This is a genomic window from Streptomyces abikoensis (assembly GCF_014648775.1).
Lineage (GTDB): Bacteria > Actinomycetota > Actinomycetes > Streptomycetales > Streptomycetaceae > Streptomyces > Streptomyces abikoensis.
Map to the genome: position 1 here is coordinate 39,676 of NZ_BMRT01000005.1, position 25,534 is coordinate 65,209.

Annotated in this window: 24 protein-coding genes; 10 read left to right on the forward strand and 14 right to left on the reverse strand. The window is 72.6% G+C overall.

Annotated features, from left to right (window positions below):
• Positions 1–108: 108 nt before the first annotated feature.
• The 5 genes from IE096_RS18015 to IE096_RS18035 form a co-directional block, all read right to left on the reverse strand.
• Positions 109–1,347 (reverse strand): amidohydrolase, encoded by a 1,239-nt coding sequence (locus IE096_RS18015; RefSeq protein WP_189453553.1) that lies wholly within the window; start codon positions 1,345–1,347, stop codon positions 109–111.
• A 106-nt stretch (positions 1,348–1,453) separates the two neighbouring features.
• The gene (locus tag IE096_RS18020) at positions 1,454–2,671 is read right to left on the reverse strand and encodes a hypothetical protein (protein WP_189452946.1); all 1,218 of its coding nucleotides are present in this window, start codon (positions 2,669–2,671) and stop codon (positions 1,454–1,456) included.
• A 10-nt stretch (positions 2,672–2,681) separates the two neighbouring features.
• Complete coding sequence (locus IE096_RS18025) at positions 2,682–3,632, reverse strand: N-acetylneuraminate synthase family protein (protein ID WP_229820334.1); 951 nt, start codon at positions 3,630–3,632, stop codon at positions 2,682–2,684.
• A gap of 38 nt (positions 3,633–3,670) precedes the next feature.
• A complete protein-coding gene (locus tag IE096_RS18030; protein WP_189452948.1) occupies positions 3,671–4,993 on the reverse strand; it encodes an acylneuraminate cytidylyltransferase in 1,323 nt (440 codons plus the stop codon).
• Positions 4,994–5,010: 17 nt separating this feature from the next.
• Complete coding sequence (locus tag IE096_RS18035) at positions 5,011–6,345, reverse strand: DUF6716 putative glycosyltransferase (protein ID WP_189452950.1); 1,335 nt, start codon at positions 6,343–6,345, stop codon at positions 5,011–5,013.
• Positions 6,346–6,532: 187 nt separating this feature from the next.
• Between IE096_RS18035 and IE096_RS18040 the strand changes: the two genes are divergently transcribed.
• Genes IE096_RS18040 through IE096_RS18050 form a run of 3 tightly spaced genes read left to right on the forward strand, consistent with a single transcriptional unit; the run spans position 6,533 to position 10,019 of the window.
• A complete protein-coding gene (locus tag IE096_RS18040; RefSeq protein ID WP_189452952.1) occupies positions 6,533–7,525 on the forward strand; it encodes a glycosyltransferase family 2 protein in 993 nt (330 codons plus the stop codon).
• Positions 7,525–8,895: a polysialyltransferase family glycosyltransferase gene (locus IE096_RS18045; RefSeq protein ID WP_189452954.1), complete on the forward strand. Its 1,371-nt coding sequence runs from the start codon at positions 7,525–7,527 to the stop codon at positions 8,893–8,895. The genes IE096_RS18040 and IE096_RS18045 overlap by 1 nt, the downstream gene beginning before the upstream one ends.
• Positions 8,892–10,019, forward strand: a complete 1,128-nt coding sequence (locus tag IE096_RS18050; RefSeq protein ID WP_189452956.1) for an acyltransferase family protein — start codon at positions 8,892–8,894, stop codon at positions 10,017–10,019. The genes IE096_RS18045 and IE096_RS18050 overlap by 4 nt, the downstream gene beginning before the upstream one ends.
• Here IE096_RS18050 and IE096_RS18055 read toward each other — a convergent pair.
• Positions 10,005–10,649, reverse strand: coding sequence for a TetR/AcrR family transcriptional regulator C-terminal domain-containing protein (locus tag IE096_RS18055; RefSeq protein WP_189452958.1), 645 nt, complete (start codon positions 10,647–10,649; stop codon positions 10,005–10,007). The genes IE096_RS18050 and IE096_RS18055 overlap by 15 nt on opposite strands.
• A gap of 79 nt (positions 10,650–10,728) precedes the next feature.
• On the opposite strand from IE096_RS18055, the gene IE096_RS18060 reads away from it, so the two are divergent.
• Positions 10,729–12,219 carry an FAD-dependent monooxygenase gene (locus IE096_RS18060; RefSeq protein ID WP_229820335.1) on the forward strand — a complete coding sequence of 497 codons (1,491 nt, stop codon included), beginning with the start codon at positions 10,729–10,731 and terminating at the stop codon, positions 12,217–12,219.
• A gap of 72 nt (positions 12,220–12,291) precedes the next feature.
• Here IE096_RS18060 and IE096_RS18065 read toward each other — a convergent pair whose 3' ends face one another.
• The 4 genes from IE096_RS18065 to IE096_RS18080 all read right to left on the reverse strand — a co-directional run bounded on the left by IE096_RS18065 (position 12,292) and on the right by IE096_RS18080 (position 15,474).
• Positions 12,292–13,776, reverse strand: a complete 1,485-nt coding sequence (locus IE096_RS18065) for an alpha/beta hydrolase (RefSeq protein WP_229820336.1) — start codon at positions 13,774–13,776, stop codon at positions 12,292–12,294.
• 79 nt (positions 13,777–13,855) lie between these two features.
• Positions 13,856–14,353: a carboxymuconolactone decarboxylase family protein gene (locus IE096_RS18070; RefSeq protein ID WP_189452960.1), complete on the reverse strand. Its 498-nt coding sequence runs from the start codon at positions 14,351–14,353 to the stop codon at positions 13,856–13,858.
• Positions 14,354–14,467: 114 nt separating this feature from the next.
• Positions 14,468–14,662: a DUF397 domain-containing protein gene (locus tag IE096_RS18075; protein WP_189452962.1), complete on the reverse strand. Its 195-nt coding sequence runs from the start codon at positions 14,660–14,662 to the stop codon at positions 14,468–14,470.
• Complete coding sequence (locus IE096_RS18080; protein WP_308430353.1) at positions 14,659–15,474, reverse strand: helix-turn-helix domain-containing protein; 816 nt, start codon at positions 15,472–15,474, stop codon at positions 14,659–14,661. The genes IE096_RS18075 and IE096_RS18080 overlap by 4 nt, the downstream gene beginning before the upstream one ends.
• A gap of 117 nt (positions 15,475–15,591) precedes the next feature.
• On the opposite strand from IE096_RS18080, the gene IE096_RS18085 reads away from it, so the two are divergent.
• Together IE096_RS18085 and IE096_RS18090 are read left to right on the forward strand one after the other, a co-directional pair.
• Positions 15,592–15,948, forward strand: a complete 357-nt coding sequence (locus IE096_RS18085) for a hypothetical protein (protein ID WP_189453625.1) — start codon at positions 15,592–15,594, stop codon at positions 15,946–15,948.
• On the forward strand, positions 15,945–16,151 hold the full coding sequence (locus IE096_RS18090) for a DUF6255 family natural product biosynthesis protein (RefSeq protein ID WP_229820389.1): 207 nt from the start codon (positions 15,945–15,947) through the stop codon (positions 16,149–16,151). The genes IE096_RS18085 and IE096_RS18090 overlap by 4 nt, the downstream gene beginning before the upstream one ends.
• A gap of 6 nt (positions 16,152–16,157) precedes the next feature.
• Here IE096_RS18090 and IE096_RS18095 read toward each other — a convergent pair whose 3' ends face one another.
• Both IE096_RS18095 and IE096_RS18100 read right to left on the reverse strand, forming a co-directional pair.
• Entirely contained in the window at positions 16,158–17,558 is a 1,401-nt protein-coding gene (locus IE096_RS18095) for a GntP family permease (protein ID WP_189452966.1), read from the reverse strand.
• Positions 17,559–17,603: 45 nt separating this feature from the next.
• On the reverse strand, positions 17,604–18,095 hold the full coding sequence (locus IE096_RS18100) for a gluconokinase (protein ID WP_126915672.1): 492 nt from the start codon (positions 18,093–18,095) through the stop codon (positions 17,604–17,606).
• A gap of 139 nt (positions 18,096–18,234) precedes the next feature.
• On the opposite strand from IE096_RS18100, the gene IE096_RS18105 reads away from it, so the two are divergent.
• Positions 18,235–18,948 (forward strand): FadR/GntR family transcriptional regulator, encoded by a 714-nt coding sequence (locus IE096_RS18105; protein ID WP_189452969.1) that lies wholly within the window; start codon positions 18,235–18,237, stop codon positions 18,946–18,948.
• Positions 18,949–19,032: 84 nt separating this feature from the next.
• On the opposite strand, the gene IE096_RS18110 is transcribed toward IE096_RS18105, so the two are convergent.
• Positions 19,033–20,538: an amidase gene (locus tag IE096_RS18110; RefSeq protein ID WP_189452971.1), complete on the reverse strand. Its 1,506-nt coding sequence runs from the start codon at positions 20,536–20,538 to the stop codon at positions 19,033–19,035.
• A gap of 41 nt (positions 20,539–20,579) precedes the next feature.
• Here IE096_RS18110 and IE096_RS18115 point away from each other — a divergent pair, with 41 nt between their 5' ends.
• From IE096_RS18115 to IE096_RS18125, 3 genes are all read left to right on the forward strand, one after another.
• Positions 20,580–20,861, forward strand: a complete 282-nt coding sequence (locus tag IE096_RS18115) for a GNAT family N-acetyltransferase (RefSeq protein WP_189452973.1) — start codon at positions 20,580–20,582, stop codon at positions 20,859–20,861.
• A gap of 156 nt (positions 20,862–21,017) precedes the next feature.
• A complete protein-coding gene (locus IE096_RS18120) occupies positions 21,018–23,288 on the forward strand; it encodes a HelD family protein (protein WP_189452975.1) in 2,271 nt (756 codons plus the stop codon).
• 292 nt (positions 23,289–23,580) lie between these two features.
• A complete protein-coding gene (locus IE096_RS18125) occupies positions 23,581–25,053 on the forward strand; it encodes an alpha/beta hydrolase (RefSeq protein ID WP_189452977.1) in 1,473 nt (490 codons plus the stop codon).
• Here IE096_RS18125 and IE096_RS18130 read toward each other — a convergent pair.
• On the reverse strand, positions 25,050–25,514 hold the full coding sequence (locus IE096_RS18130; RefSeq protein ID WP_189452979.1) for a VOC family protein: 465 nt from the start codon (positions 25,512–25,514) through the stop codon (positions 25,050–25,052). The genes IE096_RS18125 and IE096_RS18130 overlap by 4 nt on opposite strands.
• Between the last annotated feature and the right edge of the window lie 20 nt (positions 25,515–25,534).

The following is a 25,534-nucleotide window of genomic DNA, read 5'->3' on the forward strand; positions in this document are numbered from 1 at the left end:
CTCCATTGGCGCTGTCTTTCGCGGGCATCGTAACGCGCGTAGATACAGATAAAAGGGGTGCTAGGAAGCCGTTATCGGATCGTCGTCAACCCTTCTTGACCCGAATGCCTACATTCGGTTGCCGTCCAGCAATGCCGCGGCGGTAAAGAGCTCCACCCCCACGGCGATCGCTTCCTCGTCAACATCGAAATCGCCGCAATGCAGGTCACGGCGGGTCGTATCCCCCACCGGACGCACTCCGAGCCGGGCCATCGCGCCCGGTACGTGCTCGAGGTACCAGGAGAAGTCCTCGCCGCCGAGGCTCTGCTCGGTGTCCTCCAGGGAGTACCGCCCCCGGCGGGCGGCCATGGCGCGCCGGAGCAGCCCGGTGACGTCGGCGTCGTTGACGACGGGCGGGACGCCGCGGATGTAGCTGATCTCCGTCTTGGCCCGGTGGAGCGCGGCGACCTCGTCGACGGCGGCGTGCACCAGGTCGGCGGCCTCCCGCCAGGCGGCGAGGTCGAGGCAGCGGACGGTGCCGGAGAGCTCGGCGTGCTGCGGGATGACGTTGGGGGCGTGCCCGGTCTCCAGCCGGCCCCAGGTCAGGGAGAGCCCCGAGCGGGCGTCGGCCCGCCGGGCGAGCACCGCCGGGACGTCGGTGGCGACCCGGGCGGCGGCCGTCACCAGATCGGTGGTGAGGTGGGGGCGGGCGGTGTGGCCGCCGGGGCCGGCGAGGCGGACCTCCAGCCGGTCGCAGGCGGAGGTGATGGGGCCGGTCCGCAGGCCCAGCCGGCCGACCTCGACCTTGGGGTCGCAGTGGACGGCGATGATGCGGCCCACCCCGTCCAGCGCCCCGCACTCGATCGCGTCGAGGGCGCCGCCGGGCAGCACCTCCTCGGCGGGCTGGAAGATCAGCCGCACCGGATTGGGCAGCAGCCCCTGCTCGGCCAGCTCCGCCAGGACCAGCCCGGCGCCCAGCACGACGGTGGTGTGGACGTCGTGACCACAGGCGTGGGCCATCTTGGGGATGGTCGAGCGGTACGGGACGGTCTTGGTGTCCGGGATGGGCAGCGCGTCGAGGTCGGCGCGGAGCGCGAGGACGGGCCGCCGGCCGCCGGTGGCGGCGTACGACGCCCCGTCCCGCCCGATGTCGCAGATCAGGCCCGTGCCGTTCGCGAGCGTACGCGGTCTGAGCCCTGCCTTCTCCAGCCGCGCCCGGACCTGCGCGGTGGTGCGGAACTCACGGTTTCCCAGCTCGGGATGCATGTGCAAGTCGCGCCGGAAGGAGATGAGTTCGCTGCGCAGCCCGGGGGGTAGGAGACCGGGGAGTTCGCCGTCGGTGGTTTCGGGATCGGCTTCGCAGGGCATCAGGTGATTCACCCTGTGAAGGGTAGAGCCCCGAATGGGGCAACTGTCCCTCGATCAAGAAAAGTTCAGCCGCATGGATGGGTCGGCCGAGGGGTATGACCCGTATTTACGGCGTACCTTCGGCGACACGCCCCGATGGAACGGGCGCGTACGGTACGCGTCGTACGGCGCGGGCGCAGTCCGTGACTCCGGAGAGGAAACCTTCGGCCCGGGGTGAGGCGTGCTCGGTGAGCCAGGCGGGGTCGATGTCGCAGACGGCGACGGTCACCCCGGTGCCGGCGAGGGCCTGGGGCAGGGTGTGGACGACGGTGGAGGGGAAGCTCACCACCGTGCGTCCGATGGGCCCGCGCCGGGCGATCAGCTCCAGCGGCAGCTCGGGTCGGACGACCTCCAGCCCCAGTTCACCGGCTATGCGGCGGAGCTTGTCGGTGCTCTCGCGGCGGTGGGCGAAGTAGCGGGTGGCGCCGTGGGCGCGGGCGAGCGCGGCGACCGCTTCGAGGTAGCGCTCGGGGTCCACGACCCCGGTCTCGACGAGCGAGGTGCCCACCAGATCGGTGCCCCGGGTGAGGGTGGGCGGGCCCTGTGTGGCCCTGGTCCAGGCGAAGTCGTTGGCCGTGACCGTCACTCCGGGTGGCGGTTCCACGGGCATCGAGGTGAAGATTTCCACCGAACGGTGGTCGTTCGGAGTGAGTTTCCGGCGCGCCGATGCGGATACGGGCGCGAAGATGATGTCGCGCGCCCCCGGAGTGGCGTCGCGCCGGTGCCAGCGCACGAACCGTTCGCCCCGGGCGAGTTGGGAGACGAACTCCATGGTGGCCGTGCCGTCGTCCACCACGATCAGCTCCCGCGCCCGGGTGATGGTCAGCAGCAACTGGACGTAGCGCGAGAACGGGTCGCCGATGACGACGCGCCGCGCCCGGCGCAGCGGCCCGGCGAGCGCCCCCACGGTGGCGAAGGGCGCCCCCGGCCCGCCCCGGGCCTCCTCCCAGCGCACCCCGTGCCCCTGGTCCCGGGCCAGCTCGGCCATCCGCCGCAGCTGCCCCCGGGTCATGGGGTCGTGCGGGGCCAGGACGACGACGAGCAGATCACCGCCGAGCGGGGTGATGTCCCGGGCACCGGGCTGGCGCGGCACCCCTTCGCACAACGGCCGGGGGCCGTAGGTGACGCGGTACGCCCATTCGAGGACGTTCAGCAGCTGCACCGGGCTCTCGACGAAGGCCAGGGTGGGGGCTTCGGGCCGGCGAGGGCCCCGGAGGCGGCGGACGGGAGCCTCCGCCGCCTCCGGGACCGGTCCGTCGGCCGGCCGGCCCTCGGGTGGGGTCACGGCCGGCCCGTCAGACCGCGAGGGGTTCGCGGTCGTCCGCCTCGGCGACGACGCCCGCGACCCGGCGCAGCTTGCGCATCGGCCCCAGCTCGCTGTCGTACACCCGCTTGACCCCGTCGCCCAGCGACTCCTCCACGACGCGGATGTCGCGCACGAGCCTGCTGAGCCCGCCGGGTTCGACGGACGCGGCCTGGTCGGAGCCCCACATGGCGCGGTCGAGGGTGATGTGGCGCTCGACGAAGGCGGCGCCGAGGGCGACGGCGGCGAGGGTGGTCTGGAGGCCCGTCTCGTGGCCGGAGTAGCCGATGGGGACGTTGGGGTACTCGGCCATCAGGGTGTTGATCACCCGGAGGTTGAGCTCGGCGGCCTTGGCCGGGTAGGTCGAGGTCGCGTGGCAGAGCACGACGTTGTCGCTGCCCAGCACCTCGACGGCGTGCCGGATCTGCTTGGGCGTGGACATCCCAGTGGAGAGGACCACCGTGCGGCCGGTGGCGCGCAGGGTGCGCAGCAGCTCGTCGTCGGTGAGGGAGGCGGAGGCCACCTTGTGGGCCGGGACGTCGAACTTCTCCAGGAACGCGACGGACTCGACGTCCCAGGGCGAGGCGAACCAGGCGATGCCGCGCCGCGCGCAGTGCTCGTCGATCGCGCGGTACTCGTCCTCGCCGAATTCCACCCGGTGGCGGTAGTCGATGTACGTCATCCGGCCCCACGGCGTGTCGCGCTCCACGTCCCACTGGTCGCGCGGGGTGCAGATCTCGGGGGTGCGCTTCTGGAACTTCACGGCGTCGCAGCCGGCGTCGGCGGCGGCGTCGACGAGGGCGAGGGCGGTGGCGAGATCGCCGTTGTGGTTGATGCCGATCTCGCCGGTGACGTAGACGGGGTGCCCGGGGCCGACGGGGCGGTCGCCGAGGAGCCGGGTGCGGGGCGCGCTGCGGATCCCGCTGCGCGGTGCTGGGTTCATGAGGGAGCGGTTCCTTTGTGACGGGGACGGGGCGGGGGTCAGACGGTGGTGCCGCCGAGGTCTTCGCCGAGGAGCCAGGTGGCGATCTCGCGGACGGCGCCACGGCCGCCCGGGGCGGCGGTCACGGCGCGGGCGGCGGCGCGGACGACGCCATGGGCGTCGGCAACGGCCACGGGCCAGCCGACGAGGCCCAGGCAGGGCAGGTCGTTGACGTCGTTGCCGGCGTAGAGCACCCGCTGGGGGTCGACGCCGTGCTCCTCGCACCACTGTTTGAGCGACACGTCCTTGCGCCTGCTGCCGTGGATCACGGGCACGCCGAGCTTGCGGCCGCGCGCGGCGACGACGGGGTTGGTCTCGGTGGACAGGATCAGCACCGCCAGCCCGGCCCGGCGCAGCGCGGCGACGCCGAGGCCGTCCCCGCGGTGGACGGCGACGAGCTCGCGCCCGTCGGTGTCGATCAGGACGCGGTCGTCGGTCTGGGTGCCGTCGAAGTCGAGGACGACGGCGTCGACGTCCTCGCGGCGCGGCAGGGCGGCGGGGGCGGTGTCCAGCAGGGGCGCGAGGGCCCGGGCGCGGGCGAGATCGTGGGGGTCGTCGATCTCCAGGACGCGGGAGGGGTCGGTGCGGACGAGGTCGGTGCGGCCGAAGAAGCGGTGGCGGTTCTTGCGGAAGCCGGTGGCTTCCATGGCGTAGGCGGCGCCGGTTTCGAGGAGGTCCTGGGGGCGGTCCTGACGGCGCGGGCGGTGGGCGGGGTCGTGGTTCACGCCGGTGGGCGGGTTTGTGCACGATCGCCCACAAACCGGTGGCAAATCCAGCCCCTCCGGCGTTTGAGGAGCGGGGGTCCGGGGGCGGAGCCCCTGGGAAACGGTGAAAGGGCGGGGCTGGGGCACACCGCCGGAGGCACCCGCACCCTCCCGCCACACGAAGCCGTGGAACGGGGCGACGGTCAGGGCGCTGTCCGCGCCGCCCTCCACGACAGCGCGGGCCACCCCGTCCACGTCCTCCGCCGTGAGAAACGGGCTGGTGCACTGCACCAGCAGCACCGTGCCCACCGTCACCCCTCGCATCGCCTCCCACGCGTCCATCGCGTGCAACACCGCCGCCTCGCTCGTCGCGGCGTCCCCCGCGATCGCGGGCGGCCGTTGGACGACCTCCGCGCCCGCCCCCCGCGCGGCGGCCGCGATCGCCGGGTCGTCCGTCGAGACGACGACGTCCGTGACGAGCCGGGCCCCCCGGCAGGCGCGGACCGCGCGGGCGACGAGCGGGACGCCGCCGACGGGGGCGAGGTTCTTGCCGGGCACCCCCTTCGAGCCGCCGCGGGCGGGGATGACGGCCAGGACGGCCGACGGAACGGACGACATCGCGTACTCCTTCATGGCTACAGCTCCCCCAGCCGCCGGATGACGGGCGCCACGCGCTGCACCCCGTGCCGGTACGCCCCGCGCGCGGCCTCCCGGAGGGCGCCCCGGGTGGCGCGGCGCAGCGCGCTCTCCTCGCGGCCGGGCGCGGCCGGCTCGCGCAGGGGGCGGCCTTCGGGGTCGAAGCCGTGGCGGGCGAGGATGCCGGGGAGGTAGCCGGGGGCGGTCTCGGCCGTGTAATAGGGGGCGAGCGGCGGGGGCGCGGCGCGGCGGGCGAGTTCGGCGACGCGGGCGCGCGCCGCCTCGAACGCGCGCTCGTGGGGCCGGTCCGTCGCGACGCCCTGGCGGGCCGTCCAGGCGGGGGCGGCCTGGGGGAGGTGGCCCGCGTCGAGGCGGTCCCAGGAGGTGAGGCAGCCGGAGCCGAGGAAGTGGTGGTTGCCGAGGGCCTCGCGGATGCCGAGGTCGGTGAGGACGGCGGTCGGCACGTTCCGGTGGAGGGCTTCGAGGGCGGCGGTGGAGCTGACCGTGACCAGGAGGTCGGTGCGGTCGAGGACGTCGCCCATGTGACCGTAGACCAGGCGGCAGTTGGGCGGCAGGCCGCCCGGAACACGGCGGGACAGCTTCTGGTACGGAAGTTCCTCGATGTGCGTCGTGTGCTCTCCGGGCTTGCTGCGGAGCTTGATGAGGACGTCCCGGCCGGGGTGGGCACGGGCGTGCCGGACGGCACGTTCGAGGAGGTACGTCCGGTCGGCGCGACTTTCCGGTACGGAGGGCTGGGCGGCGAAGACGACGGTGAACGGCCGCGGGCCGGCTCCCTCGTTCCGCCCGCGCTCCCCTCCCTCCAGGAAGGGCAGCGCGCACTCGGTCACGCTGTCGGAAGGGGCGCCCACCCCCTCGTAGACCGCGCGGAAACGCTCGGCGTCGTGGCGGGAGTTGGCGAGGACGACGTCCGCGCCGTGCCGCAGCAGCAGGCCGTCGGCGAGCTTCTCGTAGACGACACCGACGTAGCCGGTGACGACGACGGGACGCACGGTGGCTGCCGGACCCCACGCGTGGGCCAGCCCGTGGAGCATCGCCTGCACGGCGCCGCCGACGCAGGCCAGGACGATCACGTCGTACCGCTCCCGGCCCGCCGCCCTGGTGAACTCCGCCCCGGTGACCTCCCGGAGGGCGTCCGCGCGAACGCCGACCTCGGCGAGCTGGCGGACCGTGGGAGTGGCGCGGCCCCTCAGCAGGAAGCCGTCGAGCGCGCCCCCCGGGGCGAGCCGGTGTGCGGTGAGCGCTCCCCATTTCCACCGGGTGTCGGAGTCCGCCAGGACGGCCACCCGGGGCGGGGATTCATTGCGTGAGGGCACGTCGCCGACGATAGAAATGCATTCCGTTTGGCCGCCCAACGGCACTTCAACAGCCGGTAAACAGCACACCGACGATCGGCGAATCGGTTGACGCACAAGGGCGGTTCATCGATCCGCCGCGCTTCGTTCACCTCTCATTGTGCCCTTCGTCAGAACGAATGCCGGGGCACCACATAGCGTCACGCGGGTGGTCAAGCTCTCGGTCATCGTGCCGTTCTTCAACGTGCAGACATATGCTCCCGACACACTTCGAAGTCTGAGTACGAACGCACGTGAGGACTTCGAATTCATTCTCGTCGACGATTGTTCGACGGACGGGACACCGGAGATCCTCGAACGCGCGGAGCGCGAGGTGCCGGGGGCGGTGCTGGTGCGGCACGAGGAGAACGGCGGCCTCGCCACGGCCCGCAACACCGGGCTGGAGCTGGCGCGCGGGGAGTACGTGACCTTCCTCGACGGCGACGACTGGCTCGCCCCCGGCTACTACGAGCGACTCCTCGCGGTGGCGGAGGACTTGGGCGTCGACTTCGTCCGCGCCGATCACGTGCAGTGCACGGGCCGGACGCGGACGGTCCGCCGGGTGCCCGTCGGACGGCGCGGGGTGGCGCTGTCACCGCGCGGGGCCATACTGCCGGCCGACCGCTCCACGTCCGTCGACTACGCCTACGCCTGGGCGGGCGTCTACCACCGGCGGCTGCTGGACGACGGACTGCTGCACTTCCCGCAGGGCCTGCGCACCGCCGAGGACCGGCCGTGGATCTGGCGGCTGCACCGCGAGGCGCGGTCCTTCGCGGTGACGGGACTGCTGGGGGTGTTCTACCGCCGGGGCGTCGCCACGTCGCTCACCCAGATCGGCGACGTACGTCAGCTCCATTTCCTGCGCGCCTTCGATCAGGTAATCGAGGAAACGGCGACGGACCCGGACGCGGAAAAGCTTCTCCCCAAGGCCGTCCGCACGTACTGCGCGATTATGTCCCACCAGTTGGGGACCATCGAACGATTCGAACCCGAAGTCGCCCGGGCGCTGCGTTCCCTGAGCGCGGACGCCTTGCGGCGCATGCCCCGGGAACTCGTCAAGGACGCGCTGAATTCCATGGACGAGGACCGGGCGGCCCGGCTGCGCCGGCTGCGCCGCCGACCCGCCCTGCCGCTTCCGGCCCGACGGAGGGCGGCAGCCTGATGACCACCCGCCCGCGCGTCCAGCTCCTGCTCGTCTCCACCCTCTACGGCGCCGCCACGCTCGCCGCCGCCCTCGACGCGGGCCAACTGCCCCCCGCCGAGCGCCGCTACCTGGTCGTCGCCAACACCGCCGTCATCCCCGAGACCACCCCGGGCCCCGACGAGGCACCCGGCTTCGAGCGGCTGCTCACCCGTTTCGACGGGGTGCTGTCCTGGAACGACGCGATCAGCCCCTTCCACCCCGCCGGCTGGTCCCCGCGCCCCGACGACGCCCCCCTGTGGGAGCGGTACCTGCGGCTGCTGTGGGGACTCGGCACGGACGACGTGACGATGGTCCTGGAATCCATCCAGGTCAACCCGGCCCTCGCCCTCGCCCAGCTCTTCCCCGACGCGCCCCTGGACGTCTACGCCGACGGGCTGATGAGCTACGGGCCCACCCGCAGCAAGCTCGACCCGCTGATCGGCACGCGCGTCCGGCGCCTCCTCCACCTGGACCTCGTGCCGGGACTGAAGCCCCTGCTGCTCACGGAGTTCGAGGTGGCGGCCGAGACCGTGCCGGCCGAGGCGTTCGCCAAGGTGCTGGCCGAGCTCTCCGAGAGCTGCCCCGAGCTGCCGGAGGCCCCCGAGGGCGCGGCGCTGCTCCTCGGGCAGTACCTGTCGGCGCTGGACATCCTCTCCCCCGAGGAGGAGGAACAGCTGCACGTACGGATGCTGCGCGGCGTCGTCCGGCACGGCCACCGCGACGTGCTCTTCAAGCCGCACCCCTCGGCGCCGGCCCGCTGGTCGCGGATGCTGGAGGAGGAGGCCGCCCGGCTGGACGCCCGGCTGACGGTCCTGGACGCGCCCGTGCTGGCCGAGGTCGTCTACCAGCGGCTGCGCCCGGCCCTGGTCGTCGCCTGCTTCTCGACCGCGCTGCTGACCGCCCGCACCTTCCACGGCCTGCCCGTCGCCCGCGCCGGCACGGACCTGCTGCTGGACCGCCTCACGCCGTACCAGAACAGCAACCGAGTGCCGGTGACGCTGGTGGACGCGCTGCTACCGGACCTGGACGAGTTGGGGGCAGGCGTTCCGCAGGGCGGAACGGGTGGGCCCAACGACCTCAGCGACCTGCTCGCCGCAGTCGGCTACGCGATGCAGCCCCAGATCTACCCGAATCTCCGCCCGGCGGCGGAGCGCTACTTGTCCACCCGCCTCACCCCGACCACATGGCGCTACTTCAAGCGCCGCCGCCTCACCGCGTTGGGACTCCCGGGCGCGATCCCCTCCCAGCTCGCCTTCCTCCCCCGCAGTCCCGCCGTCCGGAAGCTGGCCCGCCGGGCGCGGGCCGTCAAGCGGCGGCTGACGAAAGCGAAAAGAGTGACGCCCGCATGACGGCCCTCCCCACCCTGCCCGAGCCCCGCACGGAGCGGCCCGCGCCGCGCGCCGCCGGGCCCGGGCGGCGTCTGTACGCCCTGGACGGGCTGCGGCTCGTCGCCGCCCTGATGGTGGCGCTCTACCACTACGGCGGGCGGGACGGCGACGTCAGCCGGGCGTGGGGCGCCTCGCCCCGCCATGAGTTCCCACAGCTGTCCTCGGCTTTCGCGTACGGCTGCCTCGGGGTGCAGATCTTCTTCGTCATCAGCGGGTTCGTGATCTGCATGAGCGGCTGGGGCCGCCCCCTGCGGTCCTTCGTCGCCTCGCGCGCCGCCCGCCTCTACCCCGCGTACTGGGCGGCGATCGTGCTCGTCACACTCGTGTTCGCGCTGCCGTGGGTGGCGTACAAGACCGTCTCCCCCAGCGACACGCTCGTCAACCTCAGCATGCTCCAGCAGCCCGTCGGCGCCGACCGGGTGCTGGGGGTGTGCTGGACGCTCTGGGCGGAGCTGCGCTTCTACGCGCTCTTCGCGCTGTTCGTCGTGCTGCCCGGGGCCTCGCGGCGGAGGGTGGTGCTGTTCTGCGCGGTGTGGACGCTGATGACGGTGATCACATCCGCCTCGCACGTCGAGTTCCTGCGCGTGGTGTTCATGCCGGAGCACTCGGCGTTCTTCATCGGCGGCGTCGGCCTGTACCTGGTGCACCGCTTCGGCAACGACGCCCTGGCCTGGGGCATCGTGGGCGTGAGCTTCCTGCTCGGCCAGCACTACGCGGTGGCGGGCCTCGTCCACCCGCCGAACCCCCACTACTTCTCCACCCGCTCCGCCTACGTCGTCATCGCCGTCCTCGCCCTCGGGTACGCGGCCGTCGCGGCGGTGGCCACGGGCCGGACGGGCTGGGCGACATGGCGCTGGCTGCCCTTCGCGGGCGCGCTGACGTACCCGTTCTACCTGGTGCACGAGCACCTGGGGTGGGTGGTGATCGGCGGGCTGCACCGGGGGCTGGGCATCCCGTCGTACGCGACGTTCGCGCTGACGCTGCTGGTGATGCTGGTGCTGGCGTGGGCGCTGCACCGGTTCGTGGAGCGGCGGTTCACCCCGGCGCTGCGCAGGGCCCTGGAGGGCGCGTCACCCGGCCGGTAGCAGCGTGGCCTCGATGCCGGCGATGACGGCGCGCAGGCCGGCCTCGAAGCCGGCGTCGAGGTCGTTGAAGAACACCTGCCCCGCGTCGGCGGTGAGCGGATGGCCCTCCAGGCGCTGGGCGCGCTGGGCCTCGTCGTAGTAGGGGTCGCGCTCGCCGCCGGGGAACGGGTAGACGGACTGCTGCTCGATGACGTGCCCCATGGTGAAGCACTGGACGGTGAACCAGGCGCGTGCGGCGTTCGGCAGCGTGAACCCGGCGTCCACCAGCGTCTCCATCATTCCGTCCACGGGACCCGCGTAGTCCGTGCCCCTGAAGCGCGTCCCGCTGAAGACCTTGGCGCCGTCGCGGTAGCCGAGCACGGAGTCCCGGATGACGTGGGCCGCGCCGGCCATGAGCACCTGCCAGTCGGAGCGGTCGACGGCGTTCAGGGCGGCGCCCATGCGGCGGAACATCTCCGTCGCCATCTCGTCGAGCAGTTCCTGCTTGTTCTTGAAATGCCAGTAGAGCGCCGGTGCCTGGACGTCCAGCTCCTTGGCGATCCTGCGCAGGGTGAGACCTTCGAGACCCACCTCGTTCAGCAGGCGCAGCGCGGTCACAGCCACCTGGGCCCTGTCAATTCGAGTTGCCACCTTGACACCTTAACAACGTTAAGTGCACGCTGGGGAGCGTTCCGAACTTAACAACGTTAAGGAAGCAAGGGGGGATCGCGTGACCACCATCGACGCGACCACGCACACGGACGTTCTCATCGCGGGCGCCGGGCCGACCGGCCTGGTCCTCGCCATCGACCTGGCCCGGCGCGGCATACGCCACCGCCTCGTCGACAGTGCCGACCGCGGCTTCCCCGGCTCGCGCGGGGCGGGCCTCCAGCCGCGCTCGCTGGAGGTCTTCGAGGACCTGGGCGTGCTCGGGGCCATGCGCGCCGCGGGCGGCCCGTGCCCGCCGCTGATGATCTGGGACCGCGACCGGCAGGTCGGGGAATGGGACATGTTCGACCGCACCGAGCCCACGCCGGCCGTGCCCTACGGCGAGATCATGATGCTGCCCCAGTGGCGCACGGTCGAGATCCTCGCCGCGCGGCTCGAAGAGCTCGGCGGCCACGTGGACTTCGAGACCGGACTGACCGGCTTCGAGCAGGACGCCGACGGCGTCACCGCCACCCTCACCCGGCCGGACGGCACGACCGAGACCGTACGGGCCCGCTATCTGGTGGGCGCCGACGGCGGCCGCAGCGCCGTGCGCCACGCGCTGGGCGTCGGCTTCGCCGCGGAGCCCGTCGACGAGCGCGCCGCCCTCCTCGCCGACGTCGTCGTCGACGGGCTGGAGCGCACCCACTGGCACGTCTGGCCGGACGCCCCGGGCGGCAGGCTCATGCTGCGCCCGCTGGAGGGCGTCGAGACCTTCCAGCTCGTCGCCCGCCACGACGACCCCGACGCGCGGGTGGACCCCGAGCGGGAGGGCACCACGGAGGCCCTCCAGCGCCTGATCGACGAGGCGACGGGCCGGAGCGACCTGACGGTGGGCGAGGTCCACTGGGTGTCGGCGTTCAAGCCGCGCATGGCCATGGCGGAACGGTTCCGCGAGGGGCGGGTCTTCCTCGCCGGGGACGCCGCCCACGTCCACTCCCCGGCCGGTGGCCAGGGCCTCAACACCAGCATCCAGGACGGCTACAACCTCGGCTGGAAGCTGGAGGCGGTCCTGCGGCGCGGGGCGCCGGACTCCCTCCTCGACACCTACGCGACCGAACGGATGGGGGTCGCGGCCGACGTCCTGGGCCTGAGCACCCGCATCCACCACGAGGACGACGGTGGCCAGCCCCGGCGCGGCCCCGAGACCCACCAGCTCCACGTGGGCTACCCGGACAGCCCCCTCACCCGCGAGCTGCGCCACCACCTCCCCGAGGGCGCCCTGCGCGCGGGCGACCGCGCCCCGGACGCGCCCTGCGAGGACCCCGCCTCCGGGGCACGGGTCCGCCTCTTCGAGGTCTTCCAGGGCACGCACGCCACGGTCCTGGCGCTGAGCGACGGGGAGTTCACCGTGCCGGAGTGGGTTCGCGTGTTCCGCCCGGTGGACGTGGACGGGCACGTCAAGGACGCGTACGGGTCGGGGTACTTCGTGATCCGCCCGGACGGGTACGTGGGCCTGGCGACGGACGACGCGGCGGACGTGGCCGCGTACCTGGCGACGCTGACGGGGTGACGGGCTGACGCGCGGGCACCGGTTCCGGGCGGGCCTCCCACGGGGGTGGGGGACCGCCCGGAACGGCGACGCCTACCGACACAGCACGTCCCGCTCCGGCCGCTCCCCCGTGGTGAGGAACGCGGTGACCGTCCGGTCGCCGCAGGCGTTCCCCCTGCGGAGGTACGCGCCGTGACCGCCGGAGTCGACGCTGACCATCCGGGCGCGGTCGCCGAGGGACTCCCGCATCTTCAGCGCTCCCCGGTGCGGTGTGGCGGGGTCGCGGAGGTTCTGCACCATGAGGATGTTCGACGGGCCCTCGTCCGTTATGCGCACCGGCTTCTCCACCGGGTCGTTCTTCCAGAACGCGCACGGCATGACGTTGGCGGGCATCCCGGCCGTCAGCGGGTACCGGAGCCGGTCGGCGGCGACGGCGCGCTCGTACGAGGCGGGCGAACGGGGCCAGCGCATGTCGTTGCAGAGGACGCCGAGGAGGGTGGCGGCTTCCTCGGGCGACGCGTACGCCGGCTCCGCGGCCGGTGGAGCGGCGTCGCCCGCGGCGCGGGCCGAGACGATCAGTTCGGCGAGCCCGGGGAAGGCCCTGTCGTCGTAGAGGGCCATCTGGAGCCGGGCCCGCAGCCGGTTCCCGGTGAGCCGCTCCGTCCCGTCGGGCCCCCGCTCCGGTACCCGGTCCAGCCTCTCCGCGAGCGCGAGGACCAACGGCCGGACGTCCTCGGGCCGTTCGGCGACGCGGTGCCGGGCGTCCCGGGCCGGGTCGGAGGCCCACCGCGCGAAGTCCGGGAACCTGTCCTCCGTGGCCGCCGCGATGTTCGCCGTCCAGCCCCGGCCCACCCGGGAGGGATCCGGGTCGAGGCTGCTGTCGAGCACCAGCCGGTCGACGCGGTCCGGGTACTTCTGCGCGTAGACGGCGCCCACATACGTCCCGTACGAGACGCCCCACGCCGAGAGCTTGCGCTCGCCGAGGGCCTGACGGAGCCGGTCGATGTCACGGGCCTCGTTGGCGGTGGAGAAGGAGCGGATCAGCTCGCCGCCCTCGCGGGCACAGCTCTCGGCGACGCGCCGGGCGCCGGCGACGTTCGCGCCGATGTCCCCGTCGGCGGCGGGCCAGGGGCGGATCTTGGTGATTTCGAGATCGTCCCGGTCGAGCCCGCAGTCGGCCCGTGCGCTCCCCCCGACACCGCGCGGGTCGAACGACACGATGTCGTAGGCGCCTCGTGTCTCCTCCCGCAGCCTCTCCCCCACCCGTCCCAGCCAGTCCCGGCCGGAGCCGCCGGGCCCGCCGGGGATGAGTAAGAGCGTGCCGCGTCCGGCCTCCGGCCGGTCGCTACGGAGCCGGGAGACGGCGATGCCGATCGAACGCCCCTTGGGATCGCGGTAGTCGAGCGGTACGGACAGATCGGCGCACTCGCGGGTGGGCGCATCGGCGCAGGGTGCCCAGGCGAGGACGGGCGGCTTCGCCGCGACTGCGGGAGCCGCCTGCGCCGGGCTCGTCGCGAGAGTGGCGACGGCCCCTGCGCAGGCGGCGAGGGCGAGGGCCTTGCGGCTCGTCATTGACATACAGCCCATGATTGTCCGGACCCGGGCCCAACACCTCCGGTGAACCACCCAATTCGCGATCGGGGTAACCCCTAGGGACTCAGGTCCACTGCTCGGCCGGCGCCTTGCCGGGCAGGGGCCGCCCGATGAGGGCGATGGGCATGAAGAAGTTGACCTGGCCGATCGCGACGGCGAGGGTCGCGAGGGCCTTCGCGTCGTAATGCTTGGCCGCCTCGGCGTACACCTCGTCGGTCACCCGCTCACCGTGGGGGTTCGGCGTGAGCACGCCCTCCACGAGCGCGAGGGCTGCCCGCTCGGCGTCCGTGAAGTACGGCGCGTCCTTCCAGGACGAGACGGCGGTGATCCGCTCCTCGGACTCGCCTGCGGTGCGGAGGGAGTTGGAGTGGAAGACGGTGAGGTAGGTGTTGCCCACGATCTGCCCGGCGCGCAGGTGCATGAGGGCGAAGGTGGTGCGGGGCACCGAACCGTTTCCGACGGCCTTGAACAGGGCCGCCGACACCTCGGCGATCTCGGGGACGAGGTCGAGGGGGTTCGACATGCGGGAGGTCTGGGTCTGGGCCTTGGTCTTGTCCGTCATGGTGACTGGCTTCCTTCCGGCTTGGTTCGTCGCTGTGCTGACGGATGCCGGGGAAGGAATGTGACGGGTGAGGGAGGAGAGGCGGTGTGGCGTGAGACACAGCAGGATGCGGCGTTATTTGAGGGTGGCGATGAAGGTTTCCCATGCCTCGGCGGGGACGAGGAGGGCGAGCCCGTGGGGGTATTTGCTGTCCCGGACGGGGACAGCGCCGGGTATGTTGTCGGCGACTTCGACGCAGTTCCCGTCACCGCCGTTGCTGTAGCTGCTCTTGCGCCACTCAACGGTTACCAACTCGCGGGCGTTCGTCATGATGTGCTCTCCACGATCTGCTTGAGGTAGGTCAATGAATCCGGAGGCGAGAGCGCCATGTCTCGTACGCGATCGTAGGACAGGCGCAGCTGGGCGACCACGTGTGGATCATCCGTCAAGTGTCCGGACTTGCTGCCTTCCCGATAGGCGGTCGCGTGACCGTCCGGCAGCCACAGCAGGGAGAGCGAGCCGCCCACCAGGTCGTGCACACCGGCCTTGAGTGGCAGGACCTGGATCGTCAGGGGTGGCAGCGAAGCCGAGTTCACGATGTGCGCGAGTTGCCCCTGCCACACCTGTCGATCGGTGGTCGGCCGCTGCAGCACGCTCTCATCGAGAATGATTCGCACATTAGGTGACGGGTCTCGATGCAGGAGCTCTTGCCTGCTGACCCGGGCGGCCACTTGGTCTTCCAGCTCATTACTGTTGCCGTACTCGGGCGCCGAGGACAGCACGGCCCGGGCGTAGTCCTCTGTCTGCAGCAAGCCTGGGATGGTCGCCATGTACTTGTGCATGATGACGGCCTTCGCCTCGTACTGCATGAAGTCCTTGTACCCGTCCGTGAAGGTCTCCTGCCGCGCCAGCCTCCACAGGCGAACCAGCAGCCCGCCTGTCTTGTAGACGGCGTCCAGCGCTTCCATCACCGGGCGCTGCGACAGCCGCTCCCCCGTCTCCAGGCGGTGCAGGTACGTGCGGTCGTACGAGGTGTCTTCCGAAAGCTGCGCGAGCGACTTGCCGGACTCCTCCCGGAGGCGCCGGAGCTCGATGGCAAGCGTGGCTCGCGCAGAGTCGTCATCACCGGACAGGCGTTCCACGATCTCAACTCCCCTTTGTTGTCTCGTGGCTGGACAACAGCCGACCCCTGTTGAGCGTAGCTCCGGCGCGCGACGCTGAAACCGCTCTGCGTAAGGTCAACTCGAAGGGGATATTCCGTGACCTACCGCGAAGGCGCATACGTGGTGGACACGCGTAGCGCGACGCTCGCCCAGGTGATGGGCAACGTCGGCCCGTGCGTGCAGATCAGGCGGCCCGGCGGCGGCCGGGAGTGGGAGGCGCCCGCCGACGCGTTGCGTCTGGCGACGCGGGCGGAACGGGAAGCGGCGGGCCTGCGCGGCAGCGCCGCCGCGCCGAGCGCGTCGCCCGTCGGCTGCGCCGAGTGCGCCCGGCTCGACACGGCCCGGCGGGCCGCCGGGGAATACGGCGAGCTCACCGAGGCAGCCGTCGACGCCATGGTCGCCGTGCGCAGTCACTTCCGTGAGGCGCACGTCCTGCCCGCGTGGCCGCGATGAGGTGCGCGCACCGGGCCGGGTGGGCCCAGCGGGGCGGTGAGGCCCGCTGTCACGGATGCGGCGTCCGGCGGTTCACGTCGTACGGGGCGTTGCGGCCACCGGGACTGGCCGAGGCGACGCCCCGCACCTTCCTCGTCGGCCACCAGGCCGACCGGGCCGCCGCGCTGAACCTCACGCGGCGCGCCCGGTACGCGGGGGTGTAGGGACCCCTACAGCACCAGCGACAGGAGCATCACAAACCCCAGCCCCACCACCGAGATCACCGTCTCCATCAGTGACCACGTCTTGAGCGTCTGCCCGACGCTCATCCCGAAGTACTCCTTCACCATCCAGAACCCCGCGTCGTTCACGTGGGAGAAGAACAGCGAACCCGCGCCCACGGCCAGCACCAGCAGCGCCGTGTGCGTCGTGCTCATGTCGGCGGCGAGCGGGGCCACCAGACCCGCCGCCGAGATGGTGGCGACGGTCGCCGAGCCCGTCGCGAGCCGGATGGCGACGGCGATCAGCCACGCCAGCAGCAGCGCGGAGACGGACCAGTCCTTGGAGATGTCGAGGACCATGCGGCCGACGCCGACATCGATCAGCGTCTGCTTGAAGCCGCCGCCCGCGCCCACGATCAGCAGGATCCCGGCGATCGGGACGAGGGACTTCTCCACCGTGGCCGACAGCCGCTCACGGCCGAAGCCGGCCGCGCGGCCCAGCGTGAACATGCCCACAAGTACCGCCGCCAGCAGGGCGATCAGGGGCGAGCCGATGACATCGGCCACCCGCTGCACATGCGCCTTCGGGTCGTCGACCACGACGTCCACGAGCGCCTTGGCCAGCATCAGCACGACCGGGAGCAGCACCGTGGCGACGGTGATCCCGAAGCCGGGGCGGCGTTCCAGCTCCTCCGACGGGCGCTGCGGGACGAGCTTCTCGGGCGGGGTGACGTCGACCCAGCGGGCCGCGACGCGGGAGAACAGCGGACCGGCGATGATCGCGGTCGGGACGGCGATGAGGACACCCAGCGCGAGAGTCACGCCGAGGTTGGCGCCGATGGCGTCGATGGCCGCGAGCGGGCCGGGGTGCGGGGGGACGAGGCCGTGCATGACGGACAGGCCGGCCAGCGCGGGGATACCGATCCGCATCAGGTTGTGGCCGCCGCGCTTGGCGACGAGCAGGACGACCGGGATCAGCAGCACGATCCCGACCTCGAAGAACAGCGGCAGACCTATGACGCCCGCGATCAGCACGATCGCCCACGGCATGGAGCTGCGGCTCGCCCTGGCCAGGATCGTGTCGACGATCTGGTCGGCGCCGCCGGAGTCGGCGAGGAGCTTGCCGAGTATCGAGCCGAGGGCGATGAGGACGCCCACTCCGGCGACGGTCGAGCCGAGGCCGGTGGTGAAGCTGGTGATGACCTTGTCCAGCGGGGCGCCCGCGACCGCGCCCAGGACGAGCGAGCCGACGGTCAGGGACAGGAACGCGTGGAGCTTGAAGCGGCTGATGAGGAGGACGATGACGGCGATGCCGACGAGGACGGCGATGCCCAGCTGTGCGTGACCCGCCGACGTGATCGGTGCGGTGGGTGCTGCCGCGGCCAGCATCTCGACGCTGAGAGTGCTCACGGGGCTTCCTAATGGGGGGAGGGGGGAAGGGGGTGCCTCTGGGATCTACAGGCGCCGCAGCGCGGCTACCGCTCGCTCGGCGATGACGGCCGCCTCGGGCGCGACATCGACGGCGATGCCCGCTTCGTCGGCCCCGAGCGGTTCGAGGGTGGCGAACTGGGAGTCCAGCAGCCGGGTGGTCATGAAGTGGCCCTTGCGGGCGGCCATCCGCCCGGCGATCAGCTCGCGGTCGCCGGTGAGGTGGAGGAAGACGAGCCCGGGCGCGGCGGCGCGCAGCCGGTCGCGGTAGGCGCGCTTGAGCGCGGAGCAGCTGACGACGCCACCGCCGTCCGCCCGGCCGCGGGCCCAGTCGCCGATGGCGTCGAGCCAGGGGGCGCGGTCGTCGTCGTCCAGCGGGGTGCCGGCGGACATCTTGGCGATGTTGGCGGGCGGGTGGAAGTCGTCGCCCTCGGCGTAGGGGACGCCCAGGGCCTCCGCCACCAGGGGCCCGACCGTGGTCTTGCCCGTGCCGGCGACGCCCATCACCACGACGACCATCACGCCTACCTCGCTGTCTCCGTCGACATCGGTTGTTGGTTGAGGCTTCACTGAAACGCATTGAGTACGACGTATTCAAGACTCTGTGACTAAAACGTCATACTTAATTGGGGTCGCCACCCGCGTTTAGGCTGATCCCATGGACAAACAGGGGCTGGGGGCGGGGCAGGGGCTCCACGCGCGCGTGCTCGACTCCCTCGGGCCCGCGATCACGGCGGGCGAGTATCCGGCGGGCAGCGTGCTGCGCACGGACGAGCTGGAGGAGCGCTTCGACGTCTCGCGTTCGGTCATCCGCGAGGCCATACGCGTCCTGGAGTCCATGAACCTCGTCGCCTCCCGGCGCCGCGTCGGCGTGACCGTCCTGCCCGCCGACGAGTGGAACGTCTACGACCCGCGTGTCATCCGCTGGCGCCTGGCCGGCCCCGACCGGCCGCGCCAGCTCCGCTCGCTGACCGTGCTGCGCTCGGCGGTCGAGCCCGCGGCCGCCGGGCTGGCGGCCCTGCGGGCCACGCCCGAGCAGTGCGCGGAGCTCACCGAGCACGCCCTGGGCATGGTCGCCACCTCGCGCGGCCAGCAACTGGACGCCTATCTGGTGCACGACATCGCCTTCCACCGGGTGATCCTGCGCGCGTCCGGCAACGAGATGTTCGCGCGGCTGGGCGACGTCGTCGCGGAGGTCCTCACCGGCCGCACCCACCACCACGTGATGTTCACCGACCCCGACCCGGCCGCCGTCACCCTCCACGTTCGCGTCGCCGAGGCCGTGCGGGAGCGTGACGCGGCCCGGGCGGAGGCCCTGACCCGGGAGATCGCGGCGGGTGCGATGGCGGAGCTGGACATTCTGGCGCCGTAGCGCTCCGCCGGAGGCCGGGTGCGTCGTCATCCGCGGGCGCGTCGTGGCTTGTCGCGCAGTTCCCCGCGCCCCTTCGGGGCCCGGTCACCCCGGCAGCCCCTCCGGCCAGTGTTCGTGCCAGCGCTGGTCCGCCTCCAACTGCGCGGCCAGTGAGATCAGCAGCGGCTCGCTGTTGGACGGGCCCAGCAGCTGCGCCCCCATCGGCAGGCCCTCCGCCGTGAAGCCGGACGGCACGCTCAGGGCGGGCCAGCCGAGGACGTTCCAGGGCCAGGCGTACGGACAGGCCGCGATCATCCGGGAGTCGGTCTCCCAGGAGCCGAGCCCCGCCAACGCGCCTGTGCGCAGCGGCGGTACGGCCGTGGTGGGCGTCAGGACGGCGTCGAAGCGCCAGAACATCTCCCCGATGCGCCGCCGCAGCGGCGCCTCCGCCGCCCGCGCCGCCCGCAGCACCTCCCCACCGAGCAGCAACCCGCCGCGCGCGTTGGCGCGCGTACGGCCGTCCAGCAGCGCGCGGTCGGGCACGCGTGCCGTCCAGTCCCTGACGCCGGCCATCGAGCGCGGCACGAAGGCCAGGCCGATGGGGCCGTAGCGCGGGTTCTCCTCCACGACCTCGTGCCCCAGCGCCTCCAGGGTCTCGGCCACGCGCAGGGTCGCCGTCCGCACGGCGGGGGCGAGGGCGTTGCGCACGGCCGCGAAGGCGGGCCGCAGCGACAGCGCGATCCGCAACCGGCGGCGGGGTTCGTGCGTGGCCGCCGCTACCACGTCGACGGCGGGCGGCCGGTGGATGTCGCCCTCGTGGGAGCCGCTCGCCGCGTGCAGCAGCAGCGCCGCGTCGGCGACCGTACGGGCCAGCGGCCCGAAGCAGGTGATGCCCCGGAACGGCTCGCGGTCCGGCCAGGTGGAGATCCGCCCGCGCTGGGGCTTGATGCCGACGAGGTGGGTCCAGGCTGCCGGGATCCGGATGGACCCGGCGCCGTCGGAGCCGAGGGCCGCCGGCACCAGCCCGGCGGCGACGGCCGCGCCGGCGCCGCCGGACGAGCCGCCGGGGGTGTGCTCGAGGTTCCAGGGGTTGCGGGTCACCCCGAAGGCCGGCCCGTCCGTGACGGGCCACTGCCCCAGCTCGGGGGTGTTCGTCTTGCCGACGATCACCGCGCCGGCGGCCCGTAATCGCCGCACGGCCTCGCTGTCCGCCGGTCTCGGGGGGAAGTCCCCCGGGCAGCCGAACGCGGTCGGCTCGCCGGCCACGTCCATGTCGTCCTTGACGGCGACGGGCACGCCGAGCAGGGGCAGCCGTTCCCCCGCCGCGAGCCGCCGGTCGGCCTCGTCGGCCTCGCGCAACGCGGCCTCGGCCCGGACGACCCGGAAGGCGTTCAGCGTCCCCCGGGTCGCCTCGATCCGCCGCAGCGAACGCTCCACGACCTCCCGGGACGACACCTGACGCCCGGCCAGCCCCAGGACCTGCGCCTGGAGCCCCTCGAACTCTTCGCTCACGAAACCGGTCACGCGAACCTCATTCCCGCGCGCGCTCGAACGCACGCTAACGGGACTGGAGTTGTACGGACATAAGTCCGTGGCGCACACTCGCCGCATGCGCGAGGAGACAGCGGTGCCCGGCGGCCCACGCGGACCCGTTGCTGCGCCGGCAGGCGCCCCAGCCGGTCGACACGGCCGAGGAGGCGCTGCGGTGGATACGGCGGCGGGCCGGGCAGTGGGAGGAGGACGCGGCGTACTCCTTCGCCGTCGTCGAACGGGCGGACCCGCGTGCCGTGCTCGGCGACATCACGGTGAGCGCGGTCGACCGCCGGCATTCCACGGGCTGGGGCTCCTATTGGACGACGAAATCCGCGCGGGGCCGGGGAGCGGCCACGGCGGCCGGTTTCGCCGTCGAGGGGCCCGGCCCGGACGGCCGCTGACCGGCGCCGTAAATACAACAAAACCCCGGAGCGTATTGACGCCCGGGGTATTTCTCCGCGTATATTGATGGGTTCCATGCGTTGTTCAACTCGGCGCATGGGGAAGCTTTATGAGGCCATCATATCCGTGCGGGAGTGGAATTGTCAAACACGGACATGCGCAATGAGCAGGAATTCATCGATCTGCTTCACCACCGGCTCGCCGAACTGCGCACCGGCGCCGAGTCGGCGGTCAAGGACGCCCTGGCGATGGACGGCACCACCTTCCAGGCGCGGCAGGAGCGCGACGTCATGGTGGCCGAGCAGTCCGGGCTGCTCGCGGCGTTCAACGCGGGGGAACACGGGCTGTGCTTCGGGCGGCTGCTGTTCCGCGACGGCGCCGACCACCACATCGGCCGCATCGGCATCCGCGCCGCCGACGAGGACCGGACGCCCCTGGTGATCGACTGGCGGGCCGAGGTCGCCCGGCCGTTCTACCTCGCCACCGGCCACACCCCCATGGGGCTGCGCCGCAGGCGTCACATCACCACCGAGAACCACCGGGTCACCGACCTCCACGACGAGATCCTCGACCTCACCGACACCGCCCGTACCGGCCACGAGGGCAGCGACGCGGACGCCGTCCTCCTCGCCGCGCTCGACGCCGCCCGCACCGGCCGGATGCACGACATCGTGCAGACCATCCAGGCCGAGCAGGACCGCATCATCCGCGCCCCCCACCAGGGCGTCCTCGTCGTCGAGGGCGGCCCCGGCACGGGCAAGACCGTCGTCGCCCTCCACCGCGCCGCGTACCTCCTCTACGCCCACCGCGAGCGGCTCGCCCGCCGCGCCGTGCTGATCGTCGGCCCCAACCCGGCCTTCCTCGGCTACATCGGCGAGGTGCTGCCCGCGCTCGGCGAGACCGGCGTCCTCCTCGCCACGCCCGCCGAGCTCTACCCGGGCGTCCGTGCCACCGGCACCGACACCCCCCGGGCCGCCGAGATCAAGGGCGCGGCCGGCATGGCCGACGCCCTCGCGGCACACGTCCGCGACCGGCAGACCGTGCCCGAGCCCGACGCCCCCGTCGCCATCCGGCACGACGACGGCGAGCTGCTGCTCACCGCCGAGATCGCCACCGAGGCCCGCGGCCTGGCACGGGAGACCAGGCTGCCGCACAACCTCGCCCGCCCCTACTTCGCCTTCCGCGTCATCGACGCCCTCACCGCCCAGATCGCCGACCGCCTCGGCGCCGACCCCTACGGCGGGCCCAGCCTCCTCGGCCCGGACGACATCGCCCAGCTCGGCAAGGCCGTCGCCGCCAACCGCGACGTCCACGCCGCCATCGACGACTTGTGGCCCGCGCTCACCCCGCAGGAGTTCATCGCCGACTACCTCACCGACCCCACCCACCTCCCCGACGAGGACGCGGCGGCCATCCGGCGCGACGGCGGCCCCTGGACCCCGGCGGACGTCCCCCTCCTCGACGAGGCCGCCGAACTCCTCGGCGAGGACGACTCCGCCGCCCGCGCCGCCGCCGAGGCCGCGCGCCAGGAGCGCGTCCGCTACGCCCAGGGCGTCCTCGACCTCTCCTACGGCTCCCGCACCCAGGAGTTCGAGGACCGCGAGGACGAGGACTCCGAGGTCCTCGCCGCGCACGACCTCATCGACGCGGAACGCCTCGCCGAACGCCACGAGGAGGCCGACCACCGCAGCGCCGCCGAACGCGCCGCCGCCGACCGGACCTGGGCGTTCGGCCACATCATCGTCGACGAGGCCCAGGAGCTGTCCGCCATGGCCTGGCGGCTGCTGATGCGCCGCTGTCCCACGCGCTCCATGACGCTGGTCGGCGACCCGGCCCAGACCGCCGAACCCGGCGGCTGCGGCACCTGGGACGCCATCCTCGCGCCGCACGTCGGCGACCGCTGGGAGCATGTGCGGCTGGGCGTCAACTACCGTACGCCCGCCGAGATCATGGACCTCGCGGCCGGCGTCGTCCGGTCCGTGAACCCGTCCTTCGAACCGCCGAGCTCGGTACGGGCCACGGGGGAGGCTCCGTGGATGTGCCTCGTCGGCGGCGCCGGCGAGGCGGCGGACCCGGCGGACCTGGCGGACGCGGTGGCCGAGGCGGTCGTCTCCGAGACGTCCCGCGAGATGGCCCGCATCGCGGTCATCGCCCAGCGCCCGCACCACGCGGCCCTGCGCGCCGCCGTGCCGGCGGCCTCGACGGGCGCGAACCCGGACCTGACCCGCCCGGTGGTCCTCCTCGACCCGCGCCAGGCCAAGGGCCTGGAGTTCGACTCCGTGATCGTCGTCGAGCCGGGCGAGTTCGGGACGAGCGACCTGTACGTCGCCCTGACGCGCGCGACCCAACGCCTCGGCGTCATATACGGCGAGGGCGGGCCCGGGCTCCCGGCGGGGCTGGAGGGCATGCGGGGACTGGCCGGGTGAGCACACGGGTCCGGGAGCCGAGCGGCCCCCGGACCCCGCCCCCGTGCGCGTCAGATCTGGTACGACGCCTCGATCTTCAGGTACGTGCATATTCGACCGGGCGCACGTGGCTAAGCCCCGATACGGCCTGCCGGAAACGACGGCTGACCCGCGCCGGCCGGGCACCGTAGACAGCCAGGCCAGTCACCTCTCAACACCGGCCAATCCCCCAGGGGCCATGGGGATTTCCCTACCCTTAAGGGAATGGTGTGTCGGATGGGCAGAACGGCGCGGACCGACGAGCCTCGTCCGCATGACGAACCAACGCACCCGCAAATCCATCCTGTTCGCACTCGCCACCTCCGCCGTCGCCGCCACCCTCGCCGCACCGGCACAGGCCGCACCGGCGGACACGCCCTCCCTCCGCTGGAAACCCTGCGCCGACGCGCCCACCAGGGACTGCGCCGATCTGTCCGTACCGGTCGACTACCGCGCCCCGGACGGCCCGCAGGCACACCTCGCCGTCTCCCGCCTCCGTACCGGCCACCCGGAAGCCCGGCGCGGGACGCTGCTGCTGATACCCGGCGGGCCCGGCGGCTCCGGCAGGGGCATGCTCGCGCAGAAGGGGGAAGCCGTGCTCGCCGCGACCAAGGGAACGTACGACCTCGTGAGCTTCGACCCGCGCGGCGTCGGCGGCAGCAGCCTCGCCGACTGCGGGCTGGACAAGGCGGACCGGGAGATGAGCCGTTTCTTCCCCTGGCCCGGTGCCGACGGCGACGTCGGCGAGAACGTCGCCCGCGGCCGCCGTATCGCCGACGCGTGCGACCGCAACGGCGGCCCGCTCCTCCGCTCCTTCACCACCGCCAACGAGGTACGGGACATCGAGCGCCTCCGCCAGGCCCTCGGCGAGCGGCAACTGTCGGTGTACGGCGTCTCGTACGGGACGTACGTGGCCGCCCAGTACGCGCAGAAGCACCCCGACCGGACCGACCGGGTCGTGCTGGACAGCAACGGCGACCCGGATCCCACCCGCGTGGAGCGAGGCTGGTTCGCGAACATGGCCACCGGCGTCGAGGACCGCTTCCCGGACTTCGCGAAGTGGGCCTCGACGCCCGGCAACCCCGACCGGCTGGCCGACACCCCCGTGGCCGTCCAACCGATGTTCCTGGCCCTCGCGGCGAAGCTGGACGCCGCGCCCCGGACGTTCTCCGACGGGCACGAGCTGACCGGCAACCGTTTGCGCATGGGGCTGCTTCAAACCCTCTACTCCGACCGGGGTTTCGCGCCCCTGGCGAAACTGATCCGCGCCGCCCGCGACACCACCGGTGAGCTGACCGTCCCCGACGTCATCCCCCTTGAGGCGGCCCAGTCCGACGCGGCGGTGACGGTCGCGACCATCTGCAACGACGTCCGCTGGCCGCGTTCGATCCCCGCGTACGAGCGGGCCGTGGCCGCCGACCGGGTCCGGCATCCGCTGACGGCCGGAATGCCCGTGGGTGTCATGCCGTGCGCGTTCTGGAAGACCGAGCCGGTGGAGAAGCCCGGCCGGATCACGTCCCGGGGGCGCTCGAACATCCTGATGCTGCAGAACCTCCGTGACCCGGCGACACCCCACAGCGGCGCCCTCAAGATGCGGAGCGCACTGGGCGAGCGGGCCCGGATGGTGAGCGTGGACTCCGGTGGCCACGGGTCGTACCTCCGCAACGGCAACGCCTGCGGGGACCGGCTCGTCAGCGCGTTCCTCACGTCGGGGACCCGGCCGGCCAAAGATGTCGTCTGCCGTTAGACGATGTTCTCCCGGGCCCAGGCCTTCGCCTCCTCCAGCTCCCCCTCGCGGAGCCCCGTGAGGATCACCCGGTTCCCGTCCGGGTCGTCGATGGTCAGGTCCGAGGTGAACCACAGGGTGTCCGTGGGGCCCTCGACCCGGGCCCCCTTCAGCGGGGCCTCCCGGAGCAGGGTCGCCAGCTCCTCGAGGTCCTGCCCGCCGGCGGCGAAGCTCACGGTGGTGCTGCCGGGGACGGGCTCACCCGGGGTGAGCAGGATGTCCTGGTACTTCATCCGCCGCAGGTGCACCAGCGCGGTGGACCCGTCCGGTGCCGGGATGGTGGCCAGGGTGAAGAACCCGACGGCGTGGTAGAACGCCTCGGCGGCCGCGATGTCCGCGACCTTGAAGTTGGCGAACATCGGCATGGGGTAGATGGTGCGGTCGAAGACGACCACGGGTTCGGCGGTGGTGTTCTCGCTCATGCCGTCGACCGTAGAAGTTG

Excerpts from the sequence above, each read along its gene's own strand:
- IE096_RS18015 (WP_189453553.1), bottom strand. The coding sequence starts at position 1,347 with ATGCCCTGCGAAGCCGATCCCGAAACCACCGACGGCGAACTCCCCGGT.
- IE096_RS18025 (WP_229820334.1), bottom strand. The coding sequence starts at position 3,632 with ATGAACCCAGCACCGCGCAGCGGGATCCGCAGCGCGCCCCGCACCCGG.
- IE096_RS18030 (WP_189452948.1), bottom strand. The coding sequence starts at position 4,993 with ATGTCGTCCGTTCCGTCGGCCGTCCTGGCCGTCATCCCCGCCCGCGGC.
- IE096_RS18045 (WP_189452954.1), top strand. The coding sequence starts at position 7,525 with ATGACCACCCGCCCGCGCGTCCAGCTCCTGCTCGTCTCCACCCTCTAC.
- IE096_RS18050 (WP_189452956.1), top strand. The coding sequence starts at position 8,892 with ATGACGGCCCTCCCCACCCTGCCCGAGCCCCGCACGGAGCGGCCCGCG.
- IE096_RS18065 (WP_229820336.1), bottom strand. The coding sequence starts at position 13,776 with ATGTCAATGACGAGCCGCAAGGCCCTCGCCCTCGCCGCCTGCGCAGGG.
- IE096_RS18070 (WP_189452960.1), bottom strand. The coding sequence starts at position 14,353 with ATGACGGACAAGACCAAGGCCCAGACCCAGACCTCCCGCATGTCGAAC.
- IE096_RS18075 (WP_189452962.1), bottom strand. The coding sequence starts at position 14,662 with ATGACGAACGCCCGCGAGTTGGTAACCGTTGAGTGGCGCAAGAGCAGC.
- IE096_RS18090 (WP_229820389.1), top strand. The coding sequence starts at position 15,945 with ATGAGGTGCGCGCACCGGGCCGGGTGGGCCCAGCGGGGCGGTGAGGCC.
- IE096_RS18100 (WP_126915672.1), bottom strand. The coding sequence starts at position 18,095 with ATGGTCGTCGTGGTGATGGGCGTCGCCGGCACGGGCAAGACCACGGTC.
- IE096_RS18105 (WP_189452969.1), top strand. The coding sequence starts at position 18,235 with ATGGACAAACAGGGGCTGGGGGCGGGGCAGGGGCTCCACGCGCGCGTG.
- IE096_RS18110 (WP_189452971.1), bottom strand. The coding sequence starts at position 20,538 with ATGCGGCGAGTGTGCGCCACGGACTTATGTCCGTACAACTCCAGTCCC.
- IE096_RS18120 (WP_189452975.1), top strand. The coding sequence starts at position 21,018 with ATGCGCAATGAGCAGGAATTCATCGATCTGCTTCACCACCGGCTCGCC.
- IE096_RS18125 (WP_189452977.1), top strand. The coding sequence starts at position 23,581 with ATGACGAACCAACGCACCCGCAAATCCATCCTGTTCGCACTCGCCACC.
- IE096_RS18130 (WP_189452979.1), bottom strand. The coding sequence starts at position 25,514 with ATGAGCGAGAACACCACCGCCGAACCCGTGGTCGTCTTCGACCGCACC.